This is a genomic window from Sporolactobacillus sp. CQH2019, from assembly GCF_028765345.1.
GTDB lineage: Bacteria > Bacillota > Bacilli > Bacillales > Sporolactobacillaceae > Sporolactobacillus.
Genome location: NZ_JARAJZ010000009.1, coordinates 1 through 25,990 on the forward strand (window position 1 = coordinate 1; position 25,990 = coordinate 25,990).

24 protein-coding genes are annotated in these 25,990 nt (G+C 47.9%); 5 read left to right on the forward strand and 19 right to left on the reverse strand.

The features are described from left to right. Positions 1 to 151: 151 nt before the first annotated feature. From OYT88_RS13310 to OYT88_RS13325, 4 genes are all read right to left on the reverse strand, one after another. Positions 152 to 595, reverse strand: coding sequence for a putative toxin-antitoxin system toxin component, PIN family (locus OYT88_RS13310; RefSeq protein ID WP_274400692.1), 444 nt, complete (start codon positions 593 to 595; stop codon positions 152 to 154). Beyond that, positions 585 to 761: a hypothetical protein gene (locus OYT88_RS13315; protein WP_274400694.1), complete on the reverse strand. Its 177-nt coding sequence runs from the start codon at positions 759 to 761 to the stop codon at positions 585 to 587. Before OYT88_RS13315 ends, OYT88_RS13310 begins: the two co-directional genes overlap by 11 nt. Before the next feature lie 908 nt (positions 762 to 1,669). Continuing rightward, positions 1,670 to 2,611: an oxygen-dependent tRNA uridine(34) hydroxylase TrhO gene (gene trhO, locus OYT88_RS13320; protein WP_274400695.1), complete on the reverse strand. Its 942-nt coding sequence runs from the start codon at positions 2,609 to 2,611 to the stop codon at positions 1,670 to 1,672. 14 nt (positions 2,612 to 2,625) lie between these two features. Further along, the gene (locus tag OYT88_RS13325) at positions 2,626 to 2,829 is read right to left on the reverse strand and encodes a hypothetical protein (RefSeq protein ID WP_274400696.1); all 204 of its coding nucleotides are present in this window, start codon (positions 2,827 to 2,829) and stop codon (positions 2,626 to 2,628) included. 859 nt (positions 2,830 to 3,688) lie between these two features. On the opposite strand from OYT88_RS13325, the gene OYT88_RS13330 reads away from it, so the two are divergent. Continuing rightward, positions 3,689 to 4,963: a BaiN/RdsA family NAD(P)/FAD-dependent oxidoreductase gene (locus OYT88_RS13330; RefSeq protein ID WP_274400697.1), complete on the forward strand. Its 1,275-nt coding sequence runs from the start codon at positions 3,689 to 3,691 to the stop codon at positions 4,961 to 4,963. Positions 4,964 to 5,002: 39 nt separating this feature from the next. Here OYT88_RS13330 and OYT88_RS13335 read toward each other — a convergent pair whose 3' ends face one another. The 4 genes from OYT88_RS13335 to OYT88_RS13350 all read right to left on the reverse strand — a co-directional run bounded on the left by OYT88_RS13335 (position 5,003) and on the right by OYT88_RS13350 (position 9,767). Continuing rightward, on the reverse strand, positions 5,003 to 5,839 hold the full coding sequence (locus OYT88_RS13335) for a VIT1/CCC1 transporter family protein (RefSeq protein WP_274400699.1): 837 nt from the start codon (positions 5,837 to 5,839) through the stop codon (positions 5,003 to 5,005). Positions 5,840 to 6,178: 339 nt separating this feature from the next. Next, positions 6,179 to 6,409: a DUF2164 domain-containing protein gene (locus OYT88_RS13340; protein ID WP_274400701.1), complete on the reverse strand. Its 231-nt coding sequence runs from the start codon at positions 6,407 to 6,409 to the stop codon at positions 6,179 to 6,181. A 47-nt stretch (positions 6,410 to 6,456) separates the two neighbouring features. After that, positions 6,457 to 7,923, reverse strand: coding sequence for an MFS transporter (locus OYT88_RS13345; RefSeq protein WP_274400703.1), 1,467 nt, complete (start codon positions 7,921 to 7,923; stop codon positions 6,457 to 6,459). A 152-nt stretch (positions 7,924 to 8,075) separates the two neighbouring features. Next, positions 8,076 to 9,767 (reverse strand): formate--tetrahydrofolate ligase, encoded by a 1,692-nt coding sequence (locus OYT88_RS13350; protein ID WP_274400705.1) that lies wholly within the window; start codon positions 9,765 to 9,767, stop codon positions 8,076 to 8,078. 150 nt (positions 9,768 to 9,917) lie between these two features. Here OYT88_RS13350 and OYT88_RS13355 point away from each other — a divergent pair, with 150 nt between their 5' ends. Next, positions 9,918 to 10,343 carry a reverse transcriptase-like protein gene (locus OYT88_RS13355; RefSeq protein ID WP_274400708.1) on the forward strand — a complete coding sequence of 142 codons (426 nt, stop codon included), beginning with the start codon at positions 9,918 to 9,920 and terminating at the stop codon, positions 10,341 to 10,343. A gap of 39 nt (positions 10,344 to 10,382) precedes the next feature. Next, positions 10,383 to 10,631: an EamA family transporter gene (locus tag OYT88_RS13360; RefSeq protein ID WP_274400710.1), complete on the forward strand. Its 249-nt coding sequence runs from the start codon at positions 10,383 to 10,385 to the stop codon at positions 10,629 to 10,631. A 234-nt stretch (positions 10,632 to 10,865) separates the two neighbouring features. Here the strand turns inward: OYT88_RS13360 and OYT88_RS13365 are convergent, their stop codons facing one another. Further along, the gene (locus OYT88_RS13365; protein WP_274400711.1) at positions 10,866 to 11,093 is read right to left on the reverse strand and encodes an IDEAL domain-containing protein; all 228 of its coding nucleotides are present in this window, start codon (positions 11,091 to 11,093) and stop codon (positions 10,866 to 10,868) included. A 218-nt stretch (positions 11,094 to 11,311) separates the two neighbouring features. Beyond that, positions 11,312 to 12,763 (reverse strand): degradosome RNA helicase CshA, encoded by a 1,452-nt coding sequence (cshA, locus tag OYT88_RS13370; protein WP_274400713.1) that lies wholly within the window; start codon positions 12,761 to 12,763, stop codon positions 11,312 to 11,314. A gap of 377 nt (positions 12,764 to 13,140) precedes the next feature. Between cshA and zwf the strand changes: the two genes are divergently transcribed. Beyond that, the gene (zwf, locus tag OYT88_RS13375; protein WP_274400715.1) at positions 13,141 to 14,613 is read left to right on the forward strand and encodes a glucose-6-phosphate dehydrogenase; all 1,473 of its coding nucleotides are present in this window, start codon (positions 13,141 to 13,143) and stop codon (positions 14,611 to 14,613) included. A 119-nt stretch (positions 14,614 to 14,732) separates the two neighbouring features. Here the strand turns inward: zwf and dat are convergent, their stop codons facing one another. The 4 genes from dat to OYT88_RS13395 all read right to left on the reverse strand — a co-directional run bounded on the left by dat (position 14,733) and on the right by OYT88_RS13395 (position 17,422). Further along, complete coding sequence (gene dat, locus OYT88_RS13380) at positions 14,733 to 15,590, reverse strand: D-amino-acid transaminase (protein ID WP_274400717.1); 858 nt, start codon at positions 15,588 to 15,590, stop codon at positions 14,733 to 14,735. A 107-nt stretch (positions 15,591 to 15,697) separates the two neighbouring features. Beyond that, on the reverse strand, positions 15,698 to 16,432 hold the full coding sequence (locus OYT88_RS13385; RefSeq protein ID WP_274400719.1) for an SGNH/GDSL hydrolase family protein: 735 nt from the start codon (positions 16,430 to 16,432) through the stop codon (positions 15,698 to 15,700). Between the two features lie 51 nt (positions 16,433 to 16,483). Beyond that, positions 16,484 to 17,005: a GrpB family protein gene (locus tag OYT88_RS13390; protein ID WP_274400721.1), complete on the reverse strand. Its 522-nt coding sequence runs from the start codon at positions 17,003 to 17,005 to the stop codon at positions 16,484 to 16,486. A gap of 297 nt (positions 17,006 to 17,302) precedes the next feature. Further along, the gene (locus tag OYT88_RS13395; protein ID WP_274400723.1) at positions 17,303 to 17,422 is read right to left on the reverse strand and encodes an FbpB family small basic protein; all 120 of its coding nucleotides are present in this window, start codon (positions 17,420 to 17,422) and stop codon (positions 17,303 to 17,305) included. A gap of 207 nt (positions 17,423 to 17,629) precedes the next feature. On the opposite strand from OYT88_RS13395, the gene OYT88_RS13400 reads away from it, so the two are divergent. Then, positions 17,630 to 19,000: a dipeptidase gene (locus tag OYT88_RS13400; RefSeq protein ID WP_274400724.1), complete on the forward strand. Its 1,371-nt coding sequence runs from the start codon at positions 17,630 to 17,632 to the stop codon at positions 18,998 to 19,000. Positions 19,001 to 19,285: 285 nt separating this feature from the next. Here OYT88_RS13400 and acnA read toward each other — a convergent pair whose 3' ends face one another. The 5 genes from acnA to OYT88_RS13425 form a co-directional block, all read right to left on the reverse strand. After that, a complete protein-coding gene (acnA, locus tag OYT88_RS13405) occupies positions 19,286 to 22,027 on the reverse strand; it encodes an aconitate hydratase AcnA (RefSeq protein ID WP_274400725.1) in 2,742 nt (913 codons plus the stop codon). A gap of 315 nt (positions 22,028 to 22,342) precedes the next feature. Further along, the gene (locus OYT88_RS13410; protein ID WP_274400726.1) at positions 22,343 to 23,071 is read right to left on the reverse strand and encodes a GntR family transcriptional regulator; all 729 of its coding nucleotides are present in this window, start codon (positions 23,069 to 23,071) and stop codon (positions 22,343 to 22,345) included. Then, positions 23,071 to 23,820, reverse strand: a complete 750-nt coding sequence (gene nagB / locus OYT88_RS13415) for a glucosamine-6-phosphate deaminase (protein WP_274400727.1) — start codon at positions 23,818 to 23,820, stop codon at positions 23,071 to 23,073. The genes OYT88_RS13410 and nagB overlap by 1 nt, the downstream gene beginning before the upstream one ends. Continuing rightward, on the reverse strand, positions 23,817 to 24,992 hold the full coding sequence (nagA, locus tag OYT88_RS13420) for an N-acetylglucosamine-6-phosphate deacetylase (protein WP_274400729.1): 1,176 nt from the start codon (positions 24,990 to 24,992) through the stop codon (positions 23,817 to 23,819). The genes nagB and nagA overlap by 4 nt, the downstream gene beginning before the upstream one ends. Before the next feature lie 104 nt (positions 24,993 to 25,096). After that, entirely contained in the window at positions 25,097 to 25,939 is an 843-nt protein-coding gene (locus tag OYT88_RS13425; protein WP_274400730.1) for a DUF72 domain-containing protein, read from the reverse strand. Positions 25,940 to 25,990: the final 51 nt, after the last annotated feature.

Sequence of the window (25,990 nt, forward strand, 5' to 3'; positions counted from 1 at the left end):
AAGTCCGAAGGGATTTCACCCAGGAAGGAGCCCCTCATTTTCACGCAAAGAAGAACCGGAGAGAAATTTTTTTACAAATTTTCTCTCCGGTTCTTGAGTTTTAACAGGGCTTTTGAGACAGCCTCGTGATTTTCCATCTTAATAATCATCGTTATCTCATGTATTGCAAAAATTCAGCAGGTGTACAGCATTTAAATGGTGCATTGCCCAAATCCAACATCCCGCTTTTGCCATCCATTGTGACTAAATAATCTGTTTCAGTTGAATAAGCTAATTCTATAAACATATCGTCATCATGATCTTTAATAGATGGGAGAGATGATTTATCTATATGTCGTGTATTGACAGATTTCCCATAATAGAAAACATCTGCCAATAAACGTAAAACATTTAACTTTGCCTCTTCATCCCAATTTGCCGAGTTGGCACTTCGTTTAACTACATACATTAATTCGCCAATTGTATTTTGAGAAAAAAGCAATCGAATGTTGAATTGCTGTAAATTGGATATAATATCCAGGCACTCTAATTCAGTGTCCTGTTTAAAAAAAGCATTCACAAAAATATTAGTATCAATAATAACTTTATCTGCCATTTCTATATTCTTTAACCACTTTCAAAACATCATCATATGTTTGCCCATGTTTTTTCATTTGCTGCTGTGCGATGCGGCGGATATTAAGTAAAGAGTCAGATATTTTTTTATTGCTTTCAGCAATTTTTACTGCTGACATATCTTCACGCTCCTCTTTATCACACATGACCAACACCGCCTAATATATAGTGGTATTAGTATACGTTCAATTTCTATTAAATTATACTACATGCAGTAAATAAAAGTATATAACTTTAATCGCTAATTTCCACAGTCCGGTCGATCATTGCTCTATATATACCTATACCTTATCAGGTATCCACCTTCCAGCAGCTTCTTAATCCGCTTTTCTTTTCCGTCCTTGATATACCTGAAATGCTTTCTCAGGTGTATCCATATCCCAGGGCATCTTATTCCAGTTAATTAATTGTGCTTTAAATGTATCCACATATCTATTCACGCCAGCCGGCAGCAGCCCTCCGTCATTCGAATGGCTTGTAAAAAATGAACTCAGTTCGTGAGGAACAAAACAGCCTGTTTAGGAAACAAATCTTGTTGCCTTTAACAAGGATACCTTTGTCTCATCCCATCTTATGCCCGGTTATAATATCATTCAGCAAAGTTCCGGAAGTTGTGCCATTCATCGACAACAGAACAATTTTTGCTGCTTCGCCAGTTTTTATCATCGGAATTTATACTTGTTCGTCGATTCATATTGTTCCATGTGAAATAGACTTTACTGCTTTTCGTTGAATGATACTTGCCTTTACCCATTGTATTATCCCTTACTACGTTTTTTATACTTGCCAGCCTTCCAGATCCATTTCTTATGCGTAAAAAAACAATTCTATTTTCATTGTTCGAAATCTTTACCAAAACGCCATCTTTATTTCATATTTAAATGATTGGGTCCATTATACATACCTTTGGCCTGGCTATGGCACATATCATTCGCAATATAAAAAATCCGCATCCAAAATAAAGCACCCTCATTGACTCATTCAACAAATGAAGATGCCGGTCTTTACTGCGAATCATTTATGTTACAAATGCGGGTTGGGAATTAACTATTTGTTACTTAACCGGCGTTGCATCTTTTTGATCTTCCCGCTCCAAATACCAGCGGTTGCGCGGATGTTTCCGGCAGGCATCGCTGCAGGAACGCTGATATTTTTTCTCGCACGCTTCACAGCAAATATACTGCCGGTTGCATTCGGGATTCGCACAGTTGACGATCCGGTCAGTCGGCCTGCCGCAATGATGGCAGCGGCCGATCACTACATCTTCATCCGTACGATTGACCGGTACAGATATGCGCTGATCAAACACATAGCATTTGCCGTCGTAAAGTTTCCCTTTCACTTCCGGGTCTTTGCCGTACGTAACGATGCCGCCGTCCAGCTGGCCGACATCCTTGAATCCGGCCCTGATCAAGTACCCGCTGAATTTCTCGCAGCGGATGCCGCCGGTGCAGTAGGTCAGCACTTTTTTATCCTTTTGATCTGACAGGTTCTGCTCAATCCAATGAGGCAGATCGCGGAAAGTCTTAATTTCGGGCAATATCGCATTTCTAAAATGGCCGATCTGCGTTTCATAGTCGTTGCGCGCGTCAATAACAATCGTATTCTCATCCCGAAGCGCTTCGTAAAATTCCTTCGGTTTAAGATGTTTCCCGGTCAGCCGCTGCGGATCGATATCATTTTCAAGCTTGAACGCAACAATTTCTTTTCGCGGCCGGACGTGCATTTTCTTAAATACATGGCCGCCGGCTTCATCGATTTTAAATGCCATATTCCTAAAACGCGGATCGCGGTGCAGCGTATCCATGTAAATCTGCGTCTGCTCCGCCGGCCCGGACAATGTGCCGTTCAACCCCTCCTTCGCAACCAGAACCCGGCCCCTCAATCCGAGACGCTTACAAAAATCCAGATGCTTCTTAGCAAAAATGGCCGGATCGTCAATGGCCACATATTGGTAATACAATAAAATACGATAAGGTTTTTCTAACTCAGTCATTCTTCACACCCCGCTCAGAATTCATCCGATCCTGCTCTTCCTGCAGAAATCGTAAAGAACATTTCATATCCTATCAAAAATTCATCCCAGTGACAAATATCACACTTTTTGGTTGCTCGGCCCGCTGATAAATACAGACAAGGATATTTCATCAAAGCAGCACGAACAGCATGCTTCTGCTGAATTATAGCTGCCATGTAAAAAAGTTGTTTATTCATGGGCCGGATTCAATCTGAAAATGCTTTTTTCAGTTAAGAAAAAAACTATCGTGCAGCTGACGGATTGCGCAGCCATCCGATCGAATTCAGAAGGCTGAACCAAGCATGAGACGGCCGCTCCGAAGCGAGAGTCGCTCCGAATCACTTAAATATTGCGCCGAATTGCTGAAAACTCGCGCCGAGTCATTGGGAAGTCGCTCCGAAATTGAGCGATCGCACCGAATGCGGTCAGAGACGCACTGAAACGCCGAAATGTCGCTCCGAAGCGATCGAGAGTTGCTCCGAATTGTTGAAAACTCGCGCCGAATCGGACAAGAGTCGCTCCAAATTGCTGAAAATTCGCGCCGAAAGCTCAAGTTGAATCCGGCCGAATCAGCCTGACAAAAAATTCATCGTCCCATATTATCACGGCTTTTTACTTCAGTCGATTCACCGTCCGACGCTGCTGCACAATCACCAATTCTCAGTAAAGGACTGATATGGATTTTAATAGACTTGCTCATTTTAAGAATTAATTTTTCTTTTTAGACGGCCTGAACAGGAATCGTTTTTTTTACGTCCAGTAAGCACTCCTATGTAACAAAACACCTTATTTGCATCTGTGTCAGCTATGGTTCTTCCGCTAGAATGCCTCCGCATCTGAGCACTCCCCCTGCACTTAAAATCCAGAGATTCGTTGCTGCGACTTAACTGCTGCCGGTCTACAAGGAGATACCTTATTTTTTGAAAAGGGGCACATGGTGAAGGAAGGCGAATCAATCGAACAAGCCGGGACGATTCAGGATGCAAAGAGCATCATCTTCTGGTATAGTCAAAAACGGGAACGATAACTAACAAAAAAAGAGAGCGGGTTGCGGGAATGACTTATGATGTGATTGTAGTAGGCGGCGGTCCGGCCGGCTTAATGGCTTCGATCGCAGCAGCGGAGAACGGAGCCGAAGTTCTGCTTCTTGACAAGGGAGACAAACTCGGCAGAAAACTGGCCATTTCAGGGGGCGGACGCTGCAATGTGACAAATGCGATGCCGATCGATCAGCTGATCCGGAACATTCCGGGCAATGGAAGATTTTTATACAGCGCCCTTTCGGCATTCAGCAACCGCGATATTATCGCTTTCTTTGAAAAACTGGGGATCCGCCTGAAAGAGGAAGACCACGGGAGGGTGTTCCCTGTCTCAAACAGTGCTCTTTCGGTGGTTCAAGCACTGCTTAAAAAGGTCCGGGCACTCCGGGTAGCAATCACAGTCAACCAGCCCGTGCAGGCCGTTCTGTACCGGGAAAGTATACAAGGAGTAAAAACAGCCGCGGGTGAAAAAATACCGGCCCGCTGTGTGATTGTTGCGGTCGGCGGAAAATCGGTCCCGCAGACCGGCTCTACAGGCGACGGCTACGCGTGGGCGAAAGCTGCCGGCCATACTGTTACTGATCTCTATCCCACCGAAGTGCCGCTGACATCAGCCGAACCCTTCATTCAGTCAAAGATTCTGCAGGGCCTTTCTCTGCGTGATGCCGCCGCTACCCTGGTCGATCCTCACGGGAAGCCGATCCAGACGCACCGCTGGGATATATTGTTTACACATTTCGGCTTGTCCGGTCCGGCAATTTTAAGACTCAGCCAGTTTGTCGTTAAGGCCCTGAAAAAATTCAAAACAGCCGATGTAATCGTCAAAATTGATCCGCTCCCCGATCTGAATGAACAGGAGCTCTTTGATCTGCTTTTTCAAAAAGCGGAAGCAGAACCGAAAAAGGCGATCAAAAACATCTGGAAAGGGATCGTTCCGGAACGCTATCTGACTTTTTTATTCGGACAGATTCATCTGTCTTCCGAAAAGAATTTTCATGAGCTTTCTAAAAACGAAATCCGCCGCATGGCAGCAATCCTCAAATCATTTCCCGTCAGGATCAACGGGAGCCTGTCGATCGAAAGAGCGTTCATTACGGGAGGCGGTGTTTCACTGAAAGAAATCAATCCGAAAACGATGGAATCCAAAATCATGCCCGGCCTTTTTTTCTGCGGAGAAATCATGGATATTCATGGCTACACGGGGGGCTATAATATTACTTCCGCATTCGTTACCGGTCACGCAGCAGGCGTTGCGGCGGCAGCGAAAAAGCAGAACCTTTTCTTCAATTAAAAAACGGACAAACGGCTGATTGCGCCCGCTTGTCCGGGATCAGGCACCGACGCCAAAATAAGTTTTCACGACAAAACCAATGAAAAAGGTAAGAGCCGAAACGCCGAGACAAATGATCGCCATTTCCCAAAAGCGCTGTTTGAACCCGATCTTTTTCGCAACATCCATGTAATAGCTGAAAATAAATATAATGGACACAGAGATCATGACGGTGATAAGAAGAGCCAGTATATATTGATTATTCGGTACCAGGAAAAAAGGCAGGACGAGCAGAACGACGGTGAAAATATACGAAAATCCTGTATAAATTGCGGCAGTAGCTGCTTTTTTAATATTCCCTTCCGATCTTTCCGCCATAAACTCACTTGCTCCCATCGACAGTGAAGCGGCGATGCCGGCTATAAGTCCGGCGATCGCAATCATCATCGAGTTGGACATTGATAAAGTAAAACCGGCCACGCTTCCCGTAATCTCGACAAGGGCATCGTTCATGCCAAGAATAATTGCACCGACAAAATCGAGACGGCTTTCCTTTAATTGACCGATCAGCTCCTTCTCCGATGCGACGAGCGAACGGATTTCTCCGATTTTCTCCAGGGACAGTCCGTCGTTTGAGACGGAAAGGCGGCGGATCCGGCGTTCCTTCTTTCTCATCAGCCATTGAGTGACAAATGTAAATCCCAGCAGCCGTGCAACGAAAACTGTCACGTTGAACAGACTGTGGATATTGCTATGAATGTCTTCCGCCTGCAGAATCCGGATCATCTGCCGCTCTACCCCGGCAAGCTTTGCGTAAACCTGACGATTGTGCACCAGTTTGGGATTTTCCTGCCAGTATTGGTAAAGCATCGACTGAAGTAATGCAAGTTTCCCCAAAAACGACAGATACTTCTCATCTTTTGAACTCATATTAAAATGACAACGGTCCTTTCCGCTTAATTTTTACGGAACATTTTCTATTTTGGCAGCAACTGATTATTATAAAAGAAGATAAAATAACGGATTCAATCGAACGGAACGCTTCGCAATGCATCCATAATAGCACGGCTTTATCACGCTTACAAGTATAATAATTATTTTTTTATAATCAAACTAATGGACCCCTATGTATTGATTTATAGGGATCCATCCTCTTAGTTTCATAACTGATTTTAATTATCATTATCGACTGCCATTATTTTTTATCATTTATAATTCGGCCTGGTAACTGATGAATTATCGTTTTTCAAGGACGCCGAGTTCTTCATCCAGTGATGAAAACTGCTGCTCAACGACGAATCTGGCATCTTTCAGTGCCTGATTATAAACCAGCGGCGCACATTCATTCATGAAAAATGTCAGCAAATTCTCGGCCCCGATCAGACCGAGCCGTTCATGATTCGCATCAAAATAATAGCTTTGCAGCTTATCAAGCAATTCTTTCTTCTGAGCTCTTGTCAGATCCATTTTAATCCCTCATTTGCAAGGCTTTTTAATTTCTTAGAAAAAACACATCAATGAGCATGGACGTGCACGCTCCTGGCATGCAGATAGCGCACTCCCGTAAGAATGGCACAGATCATGCAAATACCGGCCGAAGCAAGGAAAACAATGTGCATCGCGTACAAAAAGATATCCGACCGGCCTGAGATTAAACCGGTCACACGGTAGCCTGCTTTCATACTCATGCTGAAAAACAGCAGCGTTGTAGCAAAAGTGATCCCGACGATCATACCAAGATTTCTGATCAGCGCATTAACGCTTCCCGCGCTTCCAAGCTGCGATCTTGGGACTGTCGACATAACAAGCGAATTATTCGGCGATTGAAAAAAGCCGCTTCCCACCCCCATCAGCGCCGTAAGAAAACCGACGTAAGCCGCCGGACTCTCCGCGTTTAAGAATCCCAGACCGATCTGCGAAGCAACGAGAACCATCAGCCCGATAAAGGTCAGAATTTCCGAACCGATTTTATCAGAAAGTGCACCGCTCAGCGGAGCGACAATAGCCATCGCAATCGGGAAAAGCATCAGCACGAAACCGGAATCCCGCGCCGTCAGCCCCAGAATGTCCTGGGTAAAAAAAGGAGCGATGATATTGAAACAAAAATTGGAGACAAACACGAGAAAAGCGCAGATGATACTGACTGAGAAGAGTCCGTTTTTAAACAGTCTCAGCTGAAGCATCGGATCCTCTTTTTTACGCCACTCAACCTCGATAAAAATAAACAGCAGAACCGCGGCAAGAAGGATAGACGCGATAATCCGTATATCCTGATAGCCGACATTCTGCCCAAGCAGGAGCCCGGTGAAAAACAGAATGATAAAGGCGGCAAAGATCAGCGTCCCGCTTTTATCCAAACGGCCCTTCGATCGATAGATATCCTTCGGAAGCATTCTCCAGCCGAGAAAAATGACGACGATTCCTATCGGAACATTGATCCAGAAAATATAATTCCAGCCGAGCGAATAAACGATAAATCCGCCGAGCCCCGGTCCGGTGATGCCGCCAAGCGAGACGAACGTACCGATCAGTCCGAGAGCGCGTCCCCTTTCTCTTCCCGGAAATATATCCGTCGCAATCCCGAAGTTATTGGCCATTGTCATTGAGGCCCCGATAGCCTGAACGACTCTTGCAGCCAGAAGAAACGGGAGATTCCCGCTCAGTCCGCAGAGCAGCGAACCGATTATAAACAGAATGGTGCCGATACGGAATATCAAAATTTTGCCGAACATGTCTCCGAGCCGTCCGAACATCAGGATAAACACGCAGATAACCATCAGGTAAATGGTAACGACCCATTCACTGTTCGCAATCGGCAGGTGAAGCCTGTGCGAAATATCGGGAAGAGCTACATTGACGATGCTTGCATCAAGAGTGGACATAAAGGTAAACAGATTGAGGATAATGAGGATGATCCAGCGTCTTTTCTGCACCGATTCATCCTGCTGATAGGAGGTTATTTTTGATACATCAGATACCATTTTGCACCTTCTTACACATGATTTCAGTTTTTCGAGCTCTGGGGAAAGGACACAAGTCAGACAAACGAAAAGATACCACAGTATTCTCTCCTGTGATACCCTTCGATTCGCGTCATTATGAACAAGTCTCCCAGATACAGGATGAAGATGGATTAAAACAAGCCGGTCGCCTTGCCGTCAGCGCCGACATCCATGTTCAGAGCAGCGGGACGTTTCGGCAGGCCGGGCATCGTCAGGACATTGCCGGTCAGAGCGATAATGAAGCCGGCACCGGCCGACACTTTCAGCTCACGCACGTGGATGGTGAAGCCTTTCGGCCGCCCGATCTGTTTCGGATCGTCCGAGAGCGAATATTGTGTTTTAGCGATGCAGACAGGAAACTTATCCCATCCGTTTTTTTTGATGGAAGCCAGCTGTTTACGTGCTTTGGGGGATAATTCCAGATCCTTGCCGCCGTAAACCTTCGTAACGATGGCAGACAGTTTGTCTTCGACAGAATCGTCCAATTCGTAGAGCGGTTTGAAATGATTTTCCCGTGATTCTACCGTATCGACGACCAGTCGGGCCAGCTGTTCCCCGCCTCTGCCCCCGTCTTCCCATACATCGGCCAGGGCGACCGGATGGCCGTTTCTCGCACACCACTCCTTGACAAAGGCCACTTCACGATCCGTATCAAAAATGAAATGATTAATCGCAATCACATAGGGCAGACCGAACGAGCGGATGGTTTCTATATGGCAGGCAAGATTCTCCATGCCTTGCGCCAGTGCCTCCATATCTTCATGTCTCAGTTCTTCTTTCGTCAGGCCTCCGTGCATCTTCAGCGCACGGATCGTTGCAACAATGACTACGGCACTCGGTTTGATATGGCCGGCCCGCGTCGTAATATCGAGAAACTTTTCCGCACCGAGGTCTGCACCGAAACCTGCCTCTGTGATCAAATACTCCCCGAGTTTCGCCCCTATTTTAGTGGCAAGCACGCTGTTGCATCCGTGGGCAATGTTTGCAAACGGACCGCCGTGTACAAAGGCCGGCGTATTCTCGAGTGTCTGTACGAGGTTAGGATGAATCGCCTCTTTCAGGAGAAGCGTCAGCGCACCTTCAACTTTCAGATCCCTGACAAAAACCGGTTCTCCGTCGAAAGTATAGGCAACCAGCATTTTGCTGAGACGTTTCTTCAGATCATCGAGATTGACGGAAAGGCAGAGAATGGCCATAATTTCTGAAGCGACCGTGATATCAAATCCGTCTTCGCGCGGCACCCCGTTTGTTCTTCCCCCGAGGCCGACGATGACATGCCGGAGTGCACGATCATTCAAATCAAGCACACGTTTCCAGACGATCCTGCGCGGATCAATATTCAGCTCATTGCCCTGATAGATGTGATTGTCAATAAAGGCGGCAAGGGCATTGTGAGCCGAAGTAATCGCATGAAAATCGCCGGTAAAATGAAGATTGATGTCTTCCATCGGGACAACCTGCGAATAGCCCCCTCCTGCGGCTCCTCCTTTCAGCCCCATCGTTGGTCCGAGCGACGGTTCACGGAGCGCAATAACCGTCTTTTTTCCGATACGGTTCATCGCCTGCCCGAGCCCGACGGTCACCGTCGATTTTCCTTCTCCCGCGGGCGTCGGGTTAATCGAGGTCACGAGGATCACTTTCCCGTCCTTTTTACCATTCAGTTTTTCTAAAGTATCGGCCGATACTTTAGCCTTATAGCGCCCGTACGGCTCCCAGTCTTCTTCGTCAAGGCCGAGTCCGCCGGCAATTTCGCTGATCGGCGCCAGTACGGCTTCCTGTGCAATTTCAATGTCTGATTTCACCGTTTTTGCATCGCTTGTCATTTTTATTTGATCACCCATTCGGAAAATGAATTAGTACATCCATCATAACATATTGTCTGCTATGATTCGAAAAATTACTGCTTTTTATCAATGCGGTTCTTGATGTATGCTAGTGTTATCACATAAAGCGAATAAGCGGGGTGGCAGTGATTGATTGAAGTTTCATTCGACGGGGCGGCAAGCGGAAATCCCGGGCTTGCCGGAGGAGGATTGTACATAAAATTGAACGGCGGGCGCGAAGAAAGACAGACGTTTCCGCTTGGCATTCTGTCAAGCAACCATGAAGCGGAGTTTGCGGCACTGGTAGCGGCACTCCGTTTCTGCCTTAAGCGGGGCTACCTTTCCGTTTCTTTCCGAACCGATTCACAATTGGTCAATCAGGCGTTGGAAAAACGGTACGTCAAGAAAGATATTTATAACCGTTATCTGCGGGAAGCACTCGAACTGATCAAACAATTCGAGCTTTTTTTCTGCAAATGGATTCCTGACCGGCAGAATGTCAATGCGGATTCCCTTGCACGTCTTGCCATCCGCGAACAGCAAGTTTCTCCGGATCGAGAGTGCGATCATCAATGACTCTCAAGCGGATACTTGCCGCAGACGGCAGTCGGATCTTTGATTTTCGTCAACTGGCAGCTCCTGATGTCCAGGCCGTTATTTTATTTATGGCATTCTTCTTTCCTGCTGCAGACCGAGCTGCAGAAAGCGACACCCGCAACCCATGTCGGAATTATCTTCACGATGGAACCGCTCTTTGCACTGTCGGCTTCCGTCCTGATCCAGCATGAGCAGCCGGGAAAAAGCGAACGGGCGGGCTGTATCCTGATACTTGCCGGCATGCCGCTGGCCGAGCGGCCGCGCTAAGTCCTGGCCGATTCAAAGCGCCGGCCGGCATATGAGAGCTGCTTGCCCAACAGTGCCATCAAGAAGCTATGAGATCCAATTCAACGCCTATATAACGAAACAGAGCGTCTCATCGTCGAAAAATCGGCTGGTGAGACGCCCTTTTATATCCCCGGCTTGACTTCCGCTGTTTCCCCGTATCGGTTTGTTCAGACGAAAGTTTTTTTAATCTATGACTCAAGTCTGCGCCATCAATCAGCGCTTCAATGCCTTATATTCCTTCGTTAATTTCATAAACTGTGCTTTATCCCTAGAATCAAGGCTTGCATCAATCGCGGACTGAAGCTGCTTAATTTTTTGATTAAATTCCATTTCATCCAGGATCATTTGGGCATACATTTCGACAACTGAGACTTTCGCCTGCTGTTCTTTATAAAGAACAAGCGCTTTTGTATTCTGCTGGAAAGAGTGATCGTTGTTCATCTTCATTGCCCCCCTTTGCACTTTTAACCATTCTACACTATTTATCTGAAAGTTACAACCATTTTCAATTATTTCCCACTAACTTTTCCAATTATTTAGATAAAGGGGTTTTCTGCTTTCTTAAAACAAAAAGAAGGAGGAGCAAACCTGCTCCTTCTCCTTAGTGTCCATAATATTTTCTTAACAGCAGCGCCGTTTAGGCCTGTTTTTCTTCATTTTCAAAAGTGCTGAGAACGTTGTCTGCCTCTGCCGCGGTAGCCGCTGTTCTGCCGCCGCTCAAATTCCCGCGGACGGCTGTAAAAGCTTTTGCTTCTGCCGCCGTGCTGCTGAGAATGATGGCTGCTCCTTTTAACCATCAGCGGTGCTTCACGGGTCAGGCGTACCGGCGTCGTATCCGGTTCTTTTGTCAGGACCTTCAAAGCAGCGGCAACCACGTCTTCTGCGTCATTGTCGGACAGCAGCTCCATTGCCTTGGCCTCATATGCGTGGTAATTGTCCTTCTCAAGAGAGCTGCGCAATGTATCCACAGCTACTTTCTGCTGTCCCGCAAGTGCTTCTTCATAGCTGGGGGCGCTGACCTGTTTCATCGGCTGTTTCGTTAAACGCTCGATCGATCGTAAATGCGGGAATTCACTCGGCGTAATGAACGTCAGCGCCAGACCCGTCTTGCCGGCACGGCCGGTACGGCCGATGCGGTGGACATAGCTTTCAGGATCCTGGGGAAGATCAAAATTGTAGACGTGCGTCACATTGCTGATATCAAGACCGCGGGCAGCAACATCTGTGGCAACCAGCAGTTTGACTTCGTTCTGCTTGAAACGGCGGAGCACAAGATCCCGTTTGGATTGCGTCAGGTCGCCGTGAATCCCTTCCGCTTCATATCCCCGTTTCTGAAGAGCACGCATCAGTTCGTCCACCCTGCGTTTTGTCCGTCCGAACACAATGGCGCGCTCAGGCATCTGAATATCGAGAAAGCGGGTCAATATATCAAATTTCTCCGATTCCTTCACCTTTACATAAATTTGCTCAGTCAAAGAAACCGTTAATGTTTTCGCTTTGATCTGGACTTTTTTAGGATTGTGCATAAACTTTTCGGCAAGAGCCTGAATCGGGCGCGGCATCGTTGCTGAAAAAAGCAGCGTCTGCCGTCCTTCGGGCGTTTTTTCAAGAATTTCATGAATATCGTCAATAAATCCCATATTCAGCATTTCATCAGCTTCATCAAGAACGATGATTTTAATCTGGTCGAGATGAATGGTATGGCGTTTGATGTGATCGAGCAGACGGCCCGGCGTTGCGGAAATAATGCTGGGACGTCTTTTCAAATCGCGGATTTGTCGTTGGATGTCCTGACCTCCGTAAATCGCCACTGTCCTGACTTTCTTATAGTAGCCGAGTGCGTTTAATTCCTGAGCGTTCTGAACAGCAAGCTCACGGGTCGGTGTGATGACAACGCCTTGAATCTCATGGTCGGAGGGATCTGCAGATTCGATCAACGGGATGCCGAATGCCGTCGTTTTACCCGTTCCCGTCTGTGCCTGTCCAATCAGATCGACACCGGTCTTAGCCACTGGAATCGCCTGTTCCTGGATGGGGGTCATTTCCGTAAATCCCATCCTGTCCGTCGCTTTCTTTATTTCTTCACTCACTTCAAGTTCTGAAAATTTCATTAAACAATAAAGTCTCCTTTTATAATGCATTCAGTTTTATTTTAGAAATGATTAGGCATCCTCCGCGATAGTGGACGGAAAATGCCTACCAAGAATTGAGCAAACATGATCTTCATTTTCAAAAGCAAACCTCTTCCATCCTTATGATTGCCTAAACACATAGTTTCACCATAACATGTACAGAAATGAAATGCAACGAATTAGGATATTTCCTTTTGTTAAACCTTTTATTAAAAAGGAATGATCGGCTTCACTGCGGATCTCAAGCAGGATTATTTAATAATCCGGTATATCATGGTATATTAATGTGTAACACAACACATTGATACGTGTGATGACGGGGCATAATTCTGAAAGAGGAATGAGGGACACTTTCAATGATGGAGACACAGAAACAGCCGACGCTTATTTTCATGTTCGGTGCTACCGGTGATCTGGCCCGGCGAAAACTTTATCCGGCTTTCTACCAGCTGTATAAAAAAAATCAGGATTTTGCCGTGATCGGACTGGCAAGGCGTCCGCATACCGACGAATCCTACCGGGATTTGATCAACCAAACGCTGCCGAAGTCGTCCGAAGACCGCAGCAGCTTTCTCGATCGCTTTTACTATCTTCCGCTTGACATCGAGCGTCCTGAAAATTTCAGTACGCTGAAAGAGCTGAGCGACCGGCTTGACGGGCAATACGGATTACAGGGGAACAGAATCTTTTATCTGTCCCTCGCACCGCGTTTTTTCGGGCTGGCGGCAAAACATCTGAGGAATGCCGGTTTAACCGAGACATCGGGATGGAAACATGTCATTATCGAAAAACCTTTCGGGCATGATTTTGCGTCGGCAAAAAAGCTGAATAACGACCTGCTTCAGGTTTTTGATGAAAAAGAAATCTACAGAATCGATCACTATCTCGGAAAAGAAATGATCCAGAATATCGAAAGCCTGCGATTCGCAAACCCGATCTTTGAATCCGTCTGGAACCACCGTTATATTTCCAATGTGCAGATCACATTAAGCGAAACACTCGGTGTGGGCGAACGGGCAAGTTATTACGACCAGACCGGCGCCCTTCTGGACATGGTCCAGAATCACATTATGCAGATGATCGCGCTGACGGCCATGGAGCCGCCGAGCCGTTTTGAAACAGAAGAAACCCGGTACGAAAAGGTTAAGGTCATTCAATCGATCCGGCACGCATCCGCCGAAAATATTTTCAACCAGGTAGTCCGCGGGCAGTATACAGGCGGCGTCCTGGCGGACGGGACTAAGGTGCCCGCCTATCGCGATGAAGAAAAAATCGATAAAAATTCGAACACGGAAACATTTGTCGCCGCCCGCTTTTTTATCGATAATTATCGTTGGTCCGGCGTCCCCTTTTATATCCGGACGGGGAAACGAATGAGCGCAAAATCCACGGAAATTGTGATTCAATTTAAGGATAATCCGAAAAATCCATATTTTTACCATCTAAATGACGCCGCACCCAATCTTCTCGTGGTCCATGTTCAGCCCGATGAGGGTCTGTCGCTGAAACTGAACGTGAAACAGTTTAACGAAACAGGAAATACGATGCCGATCACGATGAAATTCTGCAATAATTGTGCGAATGAAGGCAATACGCCCGATGCCTATGAACGGCTGCTGGCAGATTGTCTGAAGGGCGACTCGACAAATTTCACCCGCTGGGATGAAGTAGCCTATTCTTGGTCGCTGATGGATTCAATCGTTGCTGCCTGGTCGGAAAAACAACTGCCGCTTGATCACTATGAAGCCGGGTCGATGGGTCCCGCCTCGGCGGATCAGCTTCTGGCGAGAGACGGCTTTCACTGGTGGCCGCTGACAACAACTGTGTAAACGGACTTAAGAAACTAATTGGAGGTTTAACGTTCCGGGTCGATGGGCTCCGTGAACGGTAAACCTCCACTTTTCATATTCATCGCCGGAAAAGCGGAAACAGAGTTGCATCCGCTGGTTCAGGACAGAGCCGCTGTTCTGATCCGGGCGACTTCCTCGTTAAACGCATCGATCAGCCGTCTGGCAACCGCACCCGGCCGGCCTCCGGCAATCAGCTGATTGTCGATCCGGACAACCGGTGTTACCTCGGCACCGGTACTCGTAATGAAGACTTCATCGGCAGAGAAAAGCTCCTCCGTTGAAAAGAGCCGTTCCTCGACCGGGATGCTCAGCTTTTTCGCCAGACCCAGTACAAAGAGGCGTGTAATGCCGTTCAGAATAAAATGGTCGGCGGGATGAGTCACCAGCCGCCCCTCTTTTACAATGAACACATTGCAGGACGATCCTTCGGTGACCGTATTCCCCCTGTGAAGAATTGCTTCTTCAGAACCTTGTTCGTGCGCCTCCTGTTTGGCAAGCACATTGCCGAGAAGATTTAGCGTTTTGATGTCGCAGCGCAGCCAGCGGATGTCATCGATCAGGCTTACTTTTATTCCGGCTTCTCCCGGGGCACTTCGACGCGGCAGATTGATAGCGGATCCCGTCAGCACACTCTCCGCCCCTTCCGGAAACAGATGCTTGCGGGGAGCGGCTCCGCGCGTGATTTGAAAATAAATCAGCCCGTCGTCAATCTTATTTTTTTCGATCAGCGTCTGCAGATTGTCCGTCAAATGACCGATGCTGTACGGCAGCTGAAGTCTCAGTTCCCCGGCGCTCCTTTCAAGCCGTTTCATATGCAAATCAAGCAGGAACAGACGGCCGCCGTAGACTCTGATGGCTTCATAAATACCGTCGCCGAATTGATAGCCTCTGTCCTCCATATCCACCTTTCCCCGATCTCTCGGCAAAAATTGATCCTGATATAAAATCGTCGCCACAGCCCGATTCCTCCTCACAGCATGATAAGATTCTTTCTTATAGGGATAGTATATTCTTTATATTCAAAATAAACAACGCTTTTCCCGATGGATCAAGTTCCTGAAGCTTATGAATCCTTTTTCATAAACTGGAGCAGCCGGGAAGACAGCTTGATATAGCCCTCTTTATTCGGGTGAAAGTGATCCTCGTACAGAAGGGACTGGCCCTTGCCGTGGAAAATGTCGAAAGTCGGGATGAAAAAAATGCGATGGAACTTCCCGGCAATCGTCCGGCTGTTATTATTCCATTGATTAAGAATGGGGACAAAATCCCGGTTTGCGCTGCCGAGATAACTTTCAAACGGATTGTATAAACCGAAGAAAAATATGGGAGCAGAAGGATTCAGCTGACGTATTTCCGTAAAAATTTCATTAAGATTTGCAGAAAATGTTTTTTGCCGGGCTAAAAAATCACGGGTCTGCAGATCCATGAAATGATCCCTGAGCACCCGAACGAGATCATTGCCCCCGATCGTCAGAAATATCGTATTCGATTGTCTGATATTTTCTTTAACATCCGGCCGTTTCAAAACCTTTAACAAATCCCCCGATGTATCCCCGATATGTCCGAAATCCTTAAATGAGACCGATTTCACATTCTTTTGGCTCTTGAGGGACGCTGCCGCCAATCCGACGTAGCCGTTGCTTGTCCCGCTGCCGACTCCTTGAGTCAGCGAATCGCCAAGAGCTGTGATCCGGTAAGACAGCATTTGCGTTTTTTTGTGCTGCGGAGCCGTTCTCTGCCCTGTATAGCGATAAATTCCGTAGCTTCCTATGGAAATCAATGCCAGAAGTACGACCATAAGTACAACAATCTTCTTAATGATTCAGCACCCCTCTAACCCCTCTTCTCTTTATTCACTATACCACCATTGCAAGGCCAGATTTTCAATTTTCTCAGCAGCTGCGTTTTTCCCGATACGATAGCTCTCTATGTCATACGGAAACTGGGCCGCGAGCTCCAGTTTCAGTCGGCCGTAGAAGTCTGCATCCTCTTCATGAGACGCCAGATAATCACGGAAAGCAAGGTGGCGGATCACTTCTTCTGAACCCGCTGAAAATATGTGAACATGGGCAAGGTGATTATCCTCGGCATCCGTTTTGCAAAAATAGCGTCGGCCCCTGATGCCGTGTTCTCCGAAAGCCCGGTATCCGATCTTCGCCATGGCCTCGTTCTTTTTATCGACCTCATTAAGATCGCCGACCTCCGCAAGCAGATCAATGGTCGGTTGTGCAGCCATGCCCGGCACAGCGGTACCGCCGATATGGTGAACAGCCGTGATTAAAGGATGCAGCGTGTGCGAAAGCCGCCCGGCTTCCTTTTCATATGTCCGTTTCCACTCATCCCGGAACGGCACAACGACAACATGTCGCATGATCTGATCTCTCCCCTAATACTGCGAGATTTTTTACTTTATCGACATAAAATTCGAATCGATACCATTTTAGCATAGGGCCGGCCGTCTGAGCATGATTTATTTTAAAATATGACGATTCCGGCAGCTTATCCGAAATTGAAAAAGCGATGTGGATCAATTCCCCGCGGTTGAAAGAATCGTTTCTATAGCCGAACCATTCCGCGCAAAAAAGAGCCGGAAAGAAATCAATCTGCTGATTTCTTTCCGGCTCTTCACCTTTAAAAGGTTTATAAAGCTGCTTCCTTTCGGTTGTCTTTATTTCAGGACATGCCTTCGATCAATTTTTTCTTCAATCTTTTCCAGTGCCTTTTCGTTTTGAAGAATTTCAGACTTATTTTTCAGAACGAGATCTTTAAATGTATTTTTTCTTTTCATTGCTTTTCCCCACCTTCCCTATTCATTTTACATGTTCATGATAAAGCTTTAAACATACTTTTCTCGAAATGTGTGAATACTATATTATATTTTTATTTTTCCCTGTATTTTATTTATTAAACCTTTTCAAGGCCGGTATTTCTTTTTTCACACTGCAAATCGTCTGCTACAATAGAGAAGTCAGTTCACTGCTGGGAGGGTTTTTTTATGAACGAACAGATTTATGCCTATTTGGAAAAAAATCGCGCTCTTTATTTGCAACAGATGACCGATTTTCTGGCTATTCCAAGCATCAGTTCGGATTCAACGCATAAGGGCGATGTAAGAAGAACAGCGGAATGGCTGGCCGGCGATTTGAAAAGCGGGGGCGTGGAGCACGTCCGGATCATGGAAACGGAGGGGCACCCGGTTGTCTACGGAGATTATCTGAAAGCGGTCGGAAAGCCGACTGTTCTTGTTTACGGACATTACGATGTCCAGCCGGTCGATCCGATAGGCGAATGGAAAACCGATCCGTTCAGGCCGGTGATTAAGGACAATATCATTTATGCACGCGGCTGCAGCGATGATAAGGGACAGGTCTTCATGCTCGTCAAGATGGCCGAGTCCATTCTTGACGTCAAAAAAGAGCTGCCCGTGAACATTAAATTCTGTTTTGAAGGCGAAGAAGAGATCGGCAGCGCGCATCTCAATCATTTTGTCGATGCGCATCTCGATCTTTTAAAAGCCGATGTGCTGCTTGTCTCGGATACGACGATGGTCGGACCGGATCAGCCGGCGGTCTGTTACGGCCTGCGCGGGCTCTGCGGCCTGGAGGTGCGGTTAAAAGGCGCAAACGGCGACCTGCATTCAGGCGTATACGGCGGAGCGGTTCAGAATGCTTTGCATGCGATGGTCGCACTTCTTGCTTCGCTGCATGATCAGAAAGGCAAAGTGTCGGTGGACGGTTTTTATGAAAAGGTCCGGCCGTTAAGCGAAGAAGAACGGGCAACGTGCGCGAAACTGTCGGATGATCGGGCTTTGATGAAACAGCTTGATGTCGACGCCCTTTACGGTGAAGAAGGCTATTCGACGGTTGCCCGGATCTGGACGCGTCCGACGCTTGAACTGAACGGCCTTTTCGGCGGATTCCAGGGAGAAGGATTGAAAACGGTCATTCCTTCGGCTGCAACAGCCAAGATCACCTGCCGGCTCGTTCCCGATCAGAATCCTGAAGCGATCGGCCGCCTGCTGAAAAAGCATCTCGAAAAGCACCTCCCGGCCGGCGTTAAACTGGATGTCGCTCTGATGGATCATGCAGAACCTTTTATCATGCCGCTCGATCATCCAGCTCTAAAGGCGGCTGACGCCGCCCTTGAAAATGCCTTTCGGATTAAGCCGGTTTTTTCGCGTCAGGGCGGATCCGTACCGATTGTCAACACCTTTCATGATAAGCTCGGACTGGCGCCCGTGCTCATGGGCTTCGGACTGGACAGTGAAAATTTTCACGCACCCAATGAACATTTTCACCTTGTCAATTTTGATCGCGGCCTGAGAGCTCTGGTCGATTTTCTTTATTTGCTTCCCCGGCAGATGTAAAGGATCTTTGCCTTTCATTCCGGTTTTTTTGTATTATGTATGTTAAAAAGGGCTGTCCTTTAAGGACAGCCCTTTTAAATGAAGAAGACTGATCAAGCCGATTCAGGTCTTGCGACTGAAGTTCGAAGACGCTTTTTGCAAAGACGACAAGGAAGCATCGAATAAGTTGACCTTTTCAATGGAATCCTCTCCTCCGATTAACCGTTCGAATCCCTAAAAACAACCGTCATCTTCTTCATCCAATATCTTGCCCGTTCACGCAAAAAACATACATCCCGGGAAAAATTATTCATGCTCCTTCAGCTTCCGGCGCAAAACGGTCTGCAGAATTCCGCCGTTGCGATAATAATCAATTTCAACCTCGCTGTCGAAACGGACAACCACCTGGAAAGGAATGACCTGACCGTCCTCAGCAACTGCCTTTGCCTGAATGGTCTGTCCGGGTCTGACCTTTTCATCCAGGCTGATCGTGATCGACTCATTCCCGGTCAGGCCCAGCGAATCGGCGCTTTCCCCTTCTTTGAATTGCAGCGGCAGGACGCCCATCATGACGAGATTGCTGCGGTGAATCCGTTCAAAGCTCTGCGCAATGACGGCTTTAATACCGAGAAGATTTGTGCCTTTAGCGGCCCAGTCCCGCGAACTGCCCATTCCGTAATCGTTTCCTGCTAAGACGATCAGTCCGGTTCCGTCCTGTTTATATTTCATCGCCGCGTCATATATTGCCATCACTTCTCCCGTCGGCCAATACGTTGTATAGCCGCCTTCCGTTCCGGGAGCAACCTGATTGCGGATCCGGACATTTGCAAACGTCCCGCGCATCATGACCTCATGATTGCCGCGCCGGGAACCGTACGAGTTAAAATCATAACGTTTGACACCCTTCCCGAGCAGATACTGTCCCGCCGGGCTTTTCTGCGCAATGGCTCCTGCCGGCGATATGTGGTCCGTCGTGACGGAATCCCCGAACTTTCCGATGACGCGCAGATTCTCAAGCGGCCTGATTTCATTCAGATCGGCAGACAGATTTTCAAAGAACGGCGGGTTCTGAATATAGGTTGAATCCGGATCCCATTCGTACAGCTCGCCTTCGCTCGTCTGAATGGCATTCCAGCGCCCGTTTTCGCTGAACACCCGGGAATACTCTTTCTTAAACATTTCCGGACTCACGGACCGGTTCATGACTTCCGCAATTTCATCACGGGACGGCCAGATATCTTTAAAATACACATCATGGCCGTCTTTGTCTTTCCCGAAAGAATCGTGCATCATATCGAAATGAACAGTACCGGCCAGCGCAAACGCAACAACCAGCGGAGGTGAAGCCAGATAATTGGCCCGGATCAGCGGATGAATCCGCCCTTCAAAGTTGCGGTTGCCGGAAAGAACCGCTGAAACCGTCATATCGCGATCGATAATTGCCTTCTCGACTTCTTCGGGAAGAGGTCCCGAATTTCCGATACATGTCGTGCAGCCATAGCCGACGACATTAAAGCCCAGTTTCTCAAGATAAGGCGTCAGTCCCGCCTCAGCCAGATAATCCGTAACCACTTTCGATCCCGGCGCCAGACTTGTTTTAACATAGCTGGGAACCTTAAGGCCCCTTTCAACAGCTTTTTTGGCAACAAGGCCGGCTCCGATCATCACGCTCGGATTGCTTGTATTTGTACAGCTGGTGATGGCCGCGATCACAACGGCACCGGTTTTCAGAGCAGCTTGGCTTCCGTCCGGATAGTCGACTGCCGTTTCCTTCTGAATCTCGTCCGCACCAAGTCCGAATCCATGATTGCCCGCTGCGCGCGTTAGCGAGGCTTCGAATTCATCTTTCAGTTTTGTCAGCTGAATTCTATCCTGAGGACGTTTGGGGCCGGCCAGGGACGGCTGTACTTCCGAGAGGTCCAGATCGATGACCTTGGTAAAATTCGGATCTTTTGCAGACGGTGTGTAGAACAAACCGTTTGCCTTGCAATAATCTTCAACAAGCTTCACCTGTTCTTCGGGGCGCCCCGTCAGTCTGAGATAATCGAGCGTGACCTGATCCACCGGAAAGAAAGTCGACGTTGCCCCGTTCTCAGGAGACATATTCGAAATGGTCGCCCGGTCCGCAAGCGACATATGCGAAAGGCTCGGACCGAAAAACTCAACGAATTTGCCGACGACGCTCTCTTCACGAAGCAGCTGGGTCACTCTTAATGCAAGATCCGTCGCCGTGGTTCCTTCGGGCAGGCTCCCGGTCAGCCGGATGCCGATAACATCCGGAACGGGAAAATAGGATGGCTGGCCGAGCATGCCGGCTTCAGCCTCAATACCGCCCACACCCCAGCCGAGGACGCCGATTCCATTAATCATCGTTGTATGCGAGTCCGTTCCGACCAGAGTATCCGGAAAAGCAACCAGACTGCCTCCTTCTTCCGTTGCAGTGCGAACAACCGACGCCAGATATTCGAGGTTAACCTGATGCACAATGCCGGTAGCCGGCGGAACTGCCCGGAAATTTTCAAATGATTTCTGCGCCCATTTAAGAAATCTGTAGCGTTCCCCGTTTCTTTCGAATTCCCGTTCCATATTGAATTTTAATGCATTGTTCGTGCCAAAGCGATCGACCTGAACCGAATGGTCAACCACAAGATCCACCGGTTTTTCCGGATTGATTTTTTCCGGATCGCCGCCGAGGTCAGCCATTGCTTTTCTCAGTGAAGCCAGATCGACAACGGCCGGAACTCCGGTGAAATCCTGTAAAATAATACGGGCCGGATTGAACGGAACGTCGATATTTTTATTCAGCTGAGCCGTTCCCCACTTGGCAAGATTTTCAACATGCTCCTTTTTAATGACCGTCCCGTCGCACTGACGTAAAAGCGCTTCCAATAGAACCTTAATCGAATAAGGCAAACGTTCAATCTTCCCGAATTGATCCAATACATCCAGTTTGTAAAAGTAATAGGTCTTTCCACTGCTTGAAAACGTCCGGCGGGCGTTGAATAAATCTTTCGATCCTGCCGTTTTTTTCTCTGTCACTGCTGCCATCTTGTCACCCTCTCTGAACTCTTCATATAACTGTGCTTATTCTTATCTTAAGTGAATTTTTTAAATAAGTAAATTTTTATTATATTATTCGAAACGATAAGTTTTTCTTATTAAGAAGAACCTTGCTCCCCTCATATTCCTTTTCACTCGCCATCGTCTTACAACTCCGGATTTCAGACAAAATAAAAACAGCTGCAAACCGTATGGCGATACGGATTCATAGCTGTTTTTTCCTCATTCACCGACTGCCGGTAAAAGCCAGGGGCCGATCTTAAGTGAAGCTTCTATTTCCGTTACCTTCCTTTACATCCGCTTTCATTTCCGCGGCAGGCGGATCATAAACTTGTAACGGTCGGCACGGTAAAGAGACCGTGTATATTCCAAGGCTTTCCCTCCTGCCAGATAGGAGCAGCGTTCGATCAGCAGCACCGGAGACCCTTTGGGAACTTCGAGGATCGCCGCTTCCTCCGCAGTCACAAGCGCGGCTTCCAGCGACTGGTCCGCATGGTCGAGAATCAGCCCGTATTTTTTTTCGATGTAATCGTACAGAGACTGATTAGACGCTCCGCTGCTCAGATTCGGAACCAGAGCGGCGGGAATAAATGTCGTTTCAATGGCCATTGGCAGATCGTCGGCAAGGCGGGTTCTTTTAATGGCATAAACCTCTTCTTCGTCCTCAAGCGAAAGTCGTTTGCGTACAGCGGCAGGCGGCCGCATTTTTTGAAAATCGAGGAGCCGGCTGTCCGGTTTCATTCCCCGATTGATCATATCTTCCGTAAAACCGTTCAATCCATTCAGCGATTTTTCGATCTTTCGCTGCCCGGATACGAAGGTTCCTTTGCCCTTCCTGCGCAGCAGAATGCCGGCATTGACCAGATCCATGACAGCCTGGCGAACAGTCATTCTTGAAACCTGAAACTTTTCCGTCAATTCATGCTCGGAAGGGATCCGGTCTCCCTGTTTCAGATTTTTGTTTTCGATCAAATCCTCGATGTATTTTTCAATCTGATAGTACATCGGGACCGGTGAACGCCGGTCAAACATTAAAGGCTCCCTGCCTTCGTGTTTGCGAGAGACATGGCGTCGGTATCGGCGATCACCGTGACATTCGGATGGCGAAGCAGCGCGGAGGCCGGAAAATCCGTATCCGGTGCCGTTGCGCTCAGCAGCTTGGCGATTGCTTCGGCTTTGCTTGGGCCTGAAGCAAGCAGAAGAATGGCCTTGCTTTTCAATATCGTGCCGATGCCCATGGTTATCGCCTTTTCCGGGACTTCCTGTATACTGCCGAAGAAACGTGCATTGGCCTGACGCGTCGATTCCGTCAATTTGACGACATGCGTGCCAGCATCGAACGGCGTACCGGGTTCATTAAATCCTATATGTCCGTTCCTGCCGATGCCGAGCAGCTGAAGGTCGACGCCGCCCATGCGCTCAATCAGGCGGTCGTAGGCTTTGCATCCCTCATCCAATGAATCAGCTGTTCCGTTGGGAAGAAAATGCTGATCGGAGGGGATATTCACATATCTGAAAAAATGGCCTTCCATATAAGCATGATAGCTGTTCGGATCTTCCGGCTTCAGCCCTGCGTATTCATCCAAATTGACCGTGCGGACTTTCTGATAATCGGTCCCTTTTTTGCGGCGATCATCGGCCAAAAAACGATAGGTTCCTTCCGGAGTGCTCCCGGTCGCGAGTCCGAGTATGGCGGAAGGTTTTACATGAATAAGATCAACGATTATTTGAGCCGCTTTACGGCTCATTTCTTCTTTATTGGCTGCAGATACTATTTTCACATTCCGACAGTCCTTTCTCTTTGATATGATACTGTGCCTCGGCAAACAGTCATCACTAATTGATTGTCTCCATCCAGAATAATAAAATCCGCATCTTTGCCGGGTTCAAGCGATCCCTTGCGATCAAATACACCGCACTGAATCGCCGGATTGATTGCCCCCATCTGAACAATATCTTCAAGGGTCGCATCGGTAAAGGACAGCATGTTTCTTAAAGCCTGATCCATTTTCAGGACACTTCCGGCAATGGTTCCCGAAGCAAGGAGAGCGAGTCCATCTTTAACGTGCACTTCCTGCCCGCCCAGATCATAAATGCCGTTCTTCAGACATTTGGCCCGCATCGCATCCGTAATCAGAATCATCCGGTCGCTGCCTTTCAATTTATACGCCAGATTGACCATGCCCTGGCAAACATGGCGGCCGTCGGCAATCAGTTCGGTGTAAAGTTCGTGATGCAGCAGCGCGCCGCCGAGAATGCCCGGCTCACGGTGATGCATGCCTCTCATGCCGTTATAAACATGCGTCACCTGTGTTGCCCCCGCATCAATCGCTTTGAGCACGTCCTCAGCGGTGCCGTTGCTGTGCCCGATCGACGCAACAACGCCTTGATCGGCAAGATGGCGGATCAGGGCAAGACCGTCCTTAACTTCAGGCGCCAGCGTGACTTCCCTGATTTTACCGCCCGTCAATTTCTGCCACTTGTCAAAACAGGCAAGATCGGGTTCTGTAATATACTCGATCGGCTGCGCCCCTGCTTTCTCGCTGCTGATGAACGGGCCCTCTAAATGAATCCCAAGTATTTCTGCTTCCCCCGCTTTTTGACGGCCGATCACATCCGCTGCATTTTTCAGCGCCGCTTCAATCGCCTCTTTAGACTGCGTGATCGTCGTTGCTAAAAATGAGGTGGTCGCTTCTTTGGGAAGCGTCTCAGCGATCGTGCGCAACGCTTCCGGAGTCGCGTCCATTGTGTCCGCTCCGTTGGCACCGTGAATGTGCATATCGATCATTCCAGGAATACACTTATATTCCGACGGAAAATGGAAAGTCTCATCTTCACTGACACTCAGCGACCGGCCGACGGAAATAATTTTTCCATCATCAAATGCCAGGCTCCCGTCTCTGATCCAGTCATGTTCAGAATAGATGGAACAGCCAGCAACTCTTTTCGCCATTTTTTTCGCTCTCCTTTTTCTTTTATTTTATCACCAATACCCGCTTAATGTCTAGACAACTAGACAAAAATTTATATTTTCACCCTGCCGAGTCCGAATAGTTCTTACGGCTCAAAAAGATCAAGCTGTTTCTGTGCAAGCCCCGGGTAGCTGACTCCGAGCAAACGGATCATTTGCCTCCCGTTATCCGCAGCGTCTCCGCCGGAGTCGTTGTTAAACAGGACATAAACATTATCTGCTTTTTTTTCGAGATTAATAAGTCGCGATTTCCATTCCTCGAGTTCCGCTCGATTATAGCGGTATAGGCAGCGGAGCTTACGCCGGTTCGGGCCGTGATTCTGCCATCCCGCCTTATTGCGCCCGTGCATGCGGACAAGAACCCGGTCTCCCCAGGCGGCAGGCACAATCGGAATGGAGCCGGTCTCGGTCTGCGGTTCGTCGCATACGGTGTAAATCCATCCTTCTCTTTCAGCGAACTTCAGTGTCTTCTCTTTCATCCCCTCTGAAAACCAGCTTGGGTTGCGAAACTCCAGAGCAACGGGAATCCCGCTCATTTTCTGTTTCGTATATCTGAGCTTGTCGATGTTTTTCCCTGAGCAGTTGAACCAGGGCGGATATTGAAATAAAATCATCGCACATTTTCCCGACCGCAGCATCGGATCAATTGATTTTCGAAAAGCATCAAACATCTCACCGATATTTTTGAAAGCCGTTCTGCCGCGCAAATGTCCGGTCAATCCTTGATAGGCTTTAATGATAAATTGGAAATTTTCGGGTGTTTCTTTAATCCAGTTTACATAATTTTTTTCCGGTAGAATCGCATAAAAGGAACTGTCGCATTCAACAATCGGAAAATAGCTGCTGTAGCTTTCAAGCCTCGACGCCTGCGCTTCCGGATCGTACAGGCTTGGATGATCGCCCCATCCTGTCAGACCGATTCTGATCATTGCCCTCACTCCCTTCTGTCAAAGTAAAACCCCCGTTAAAAACGGGGGCTT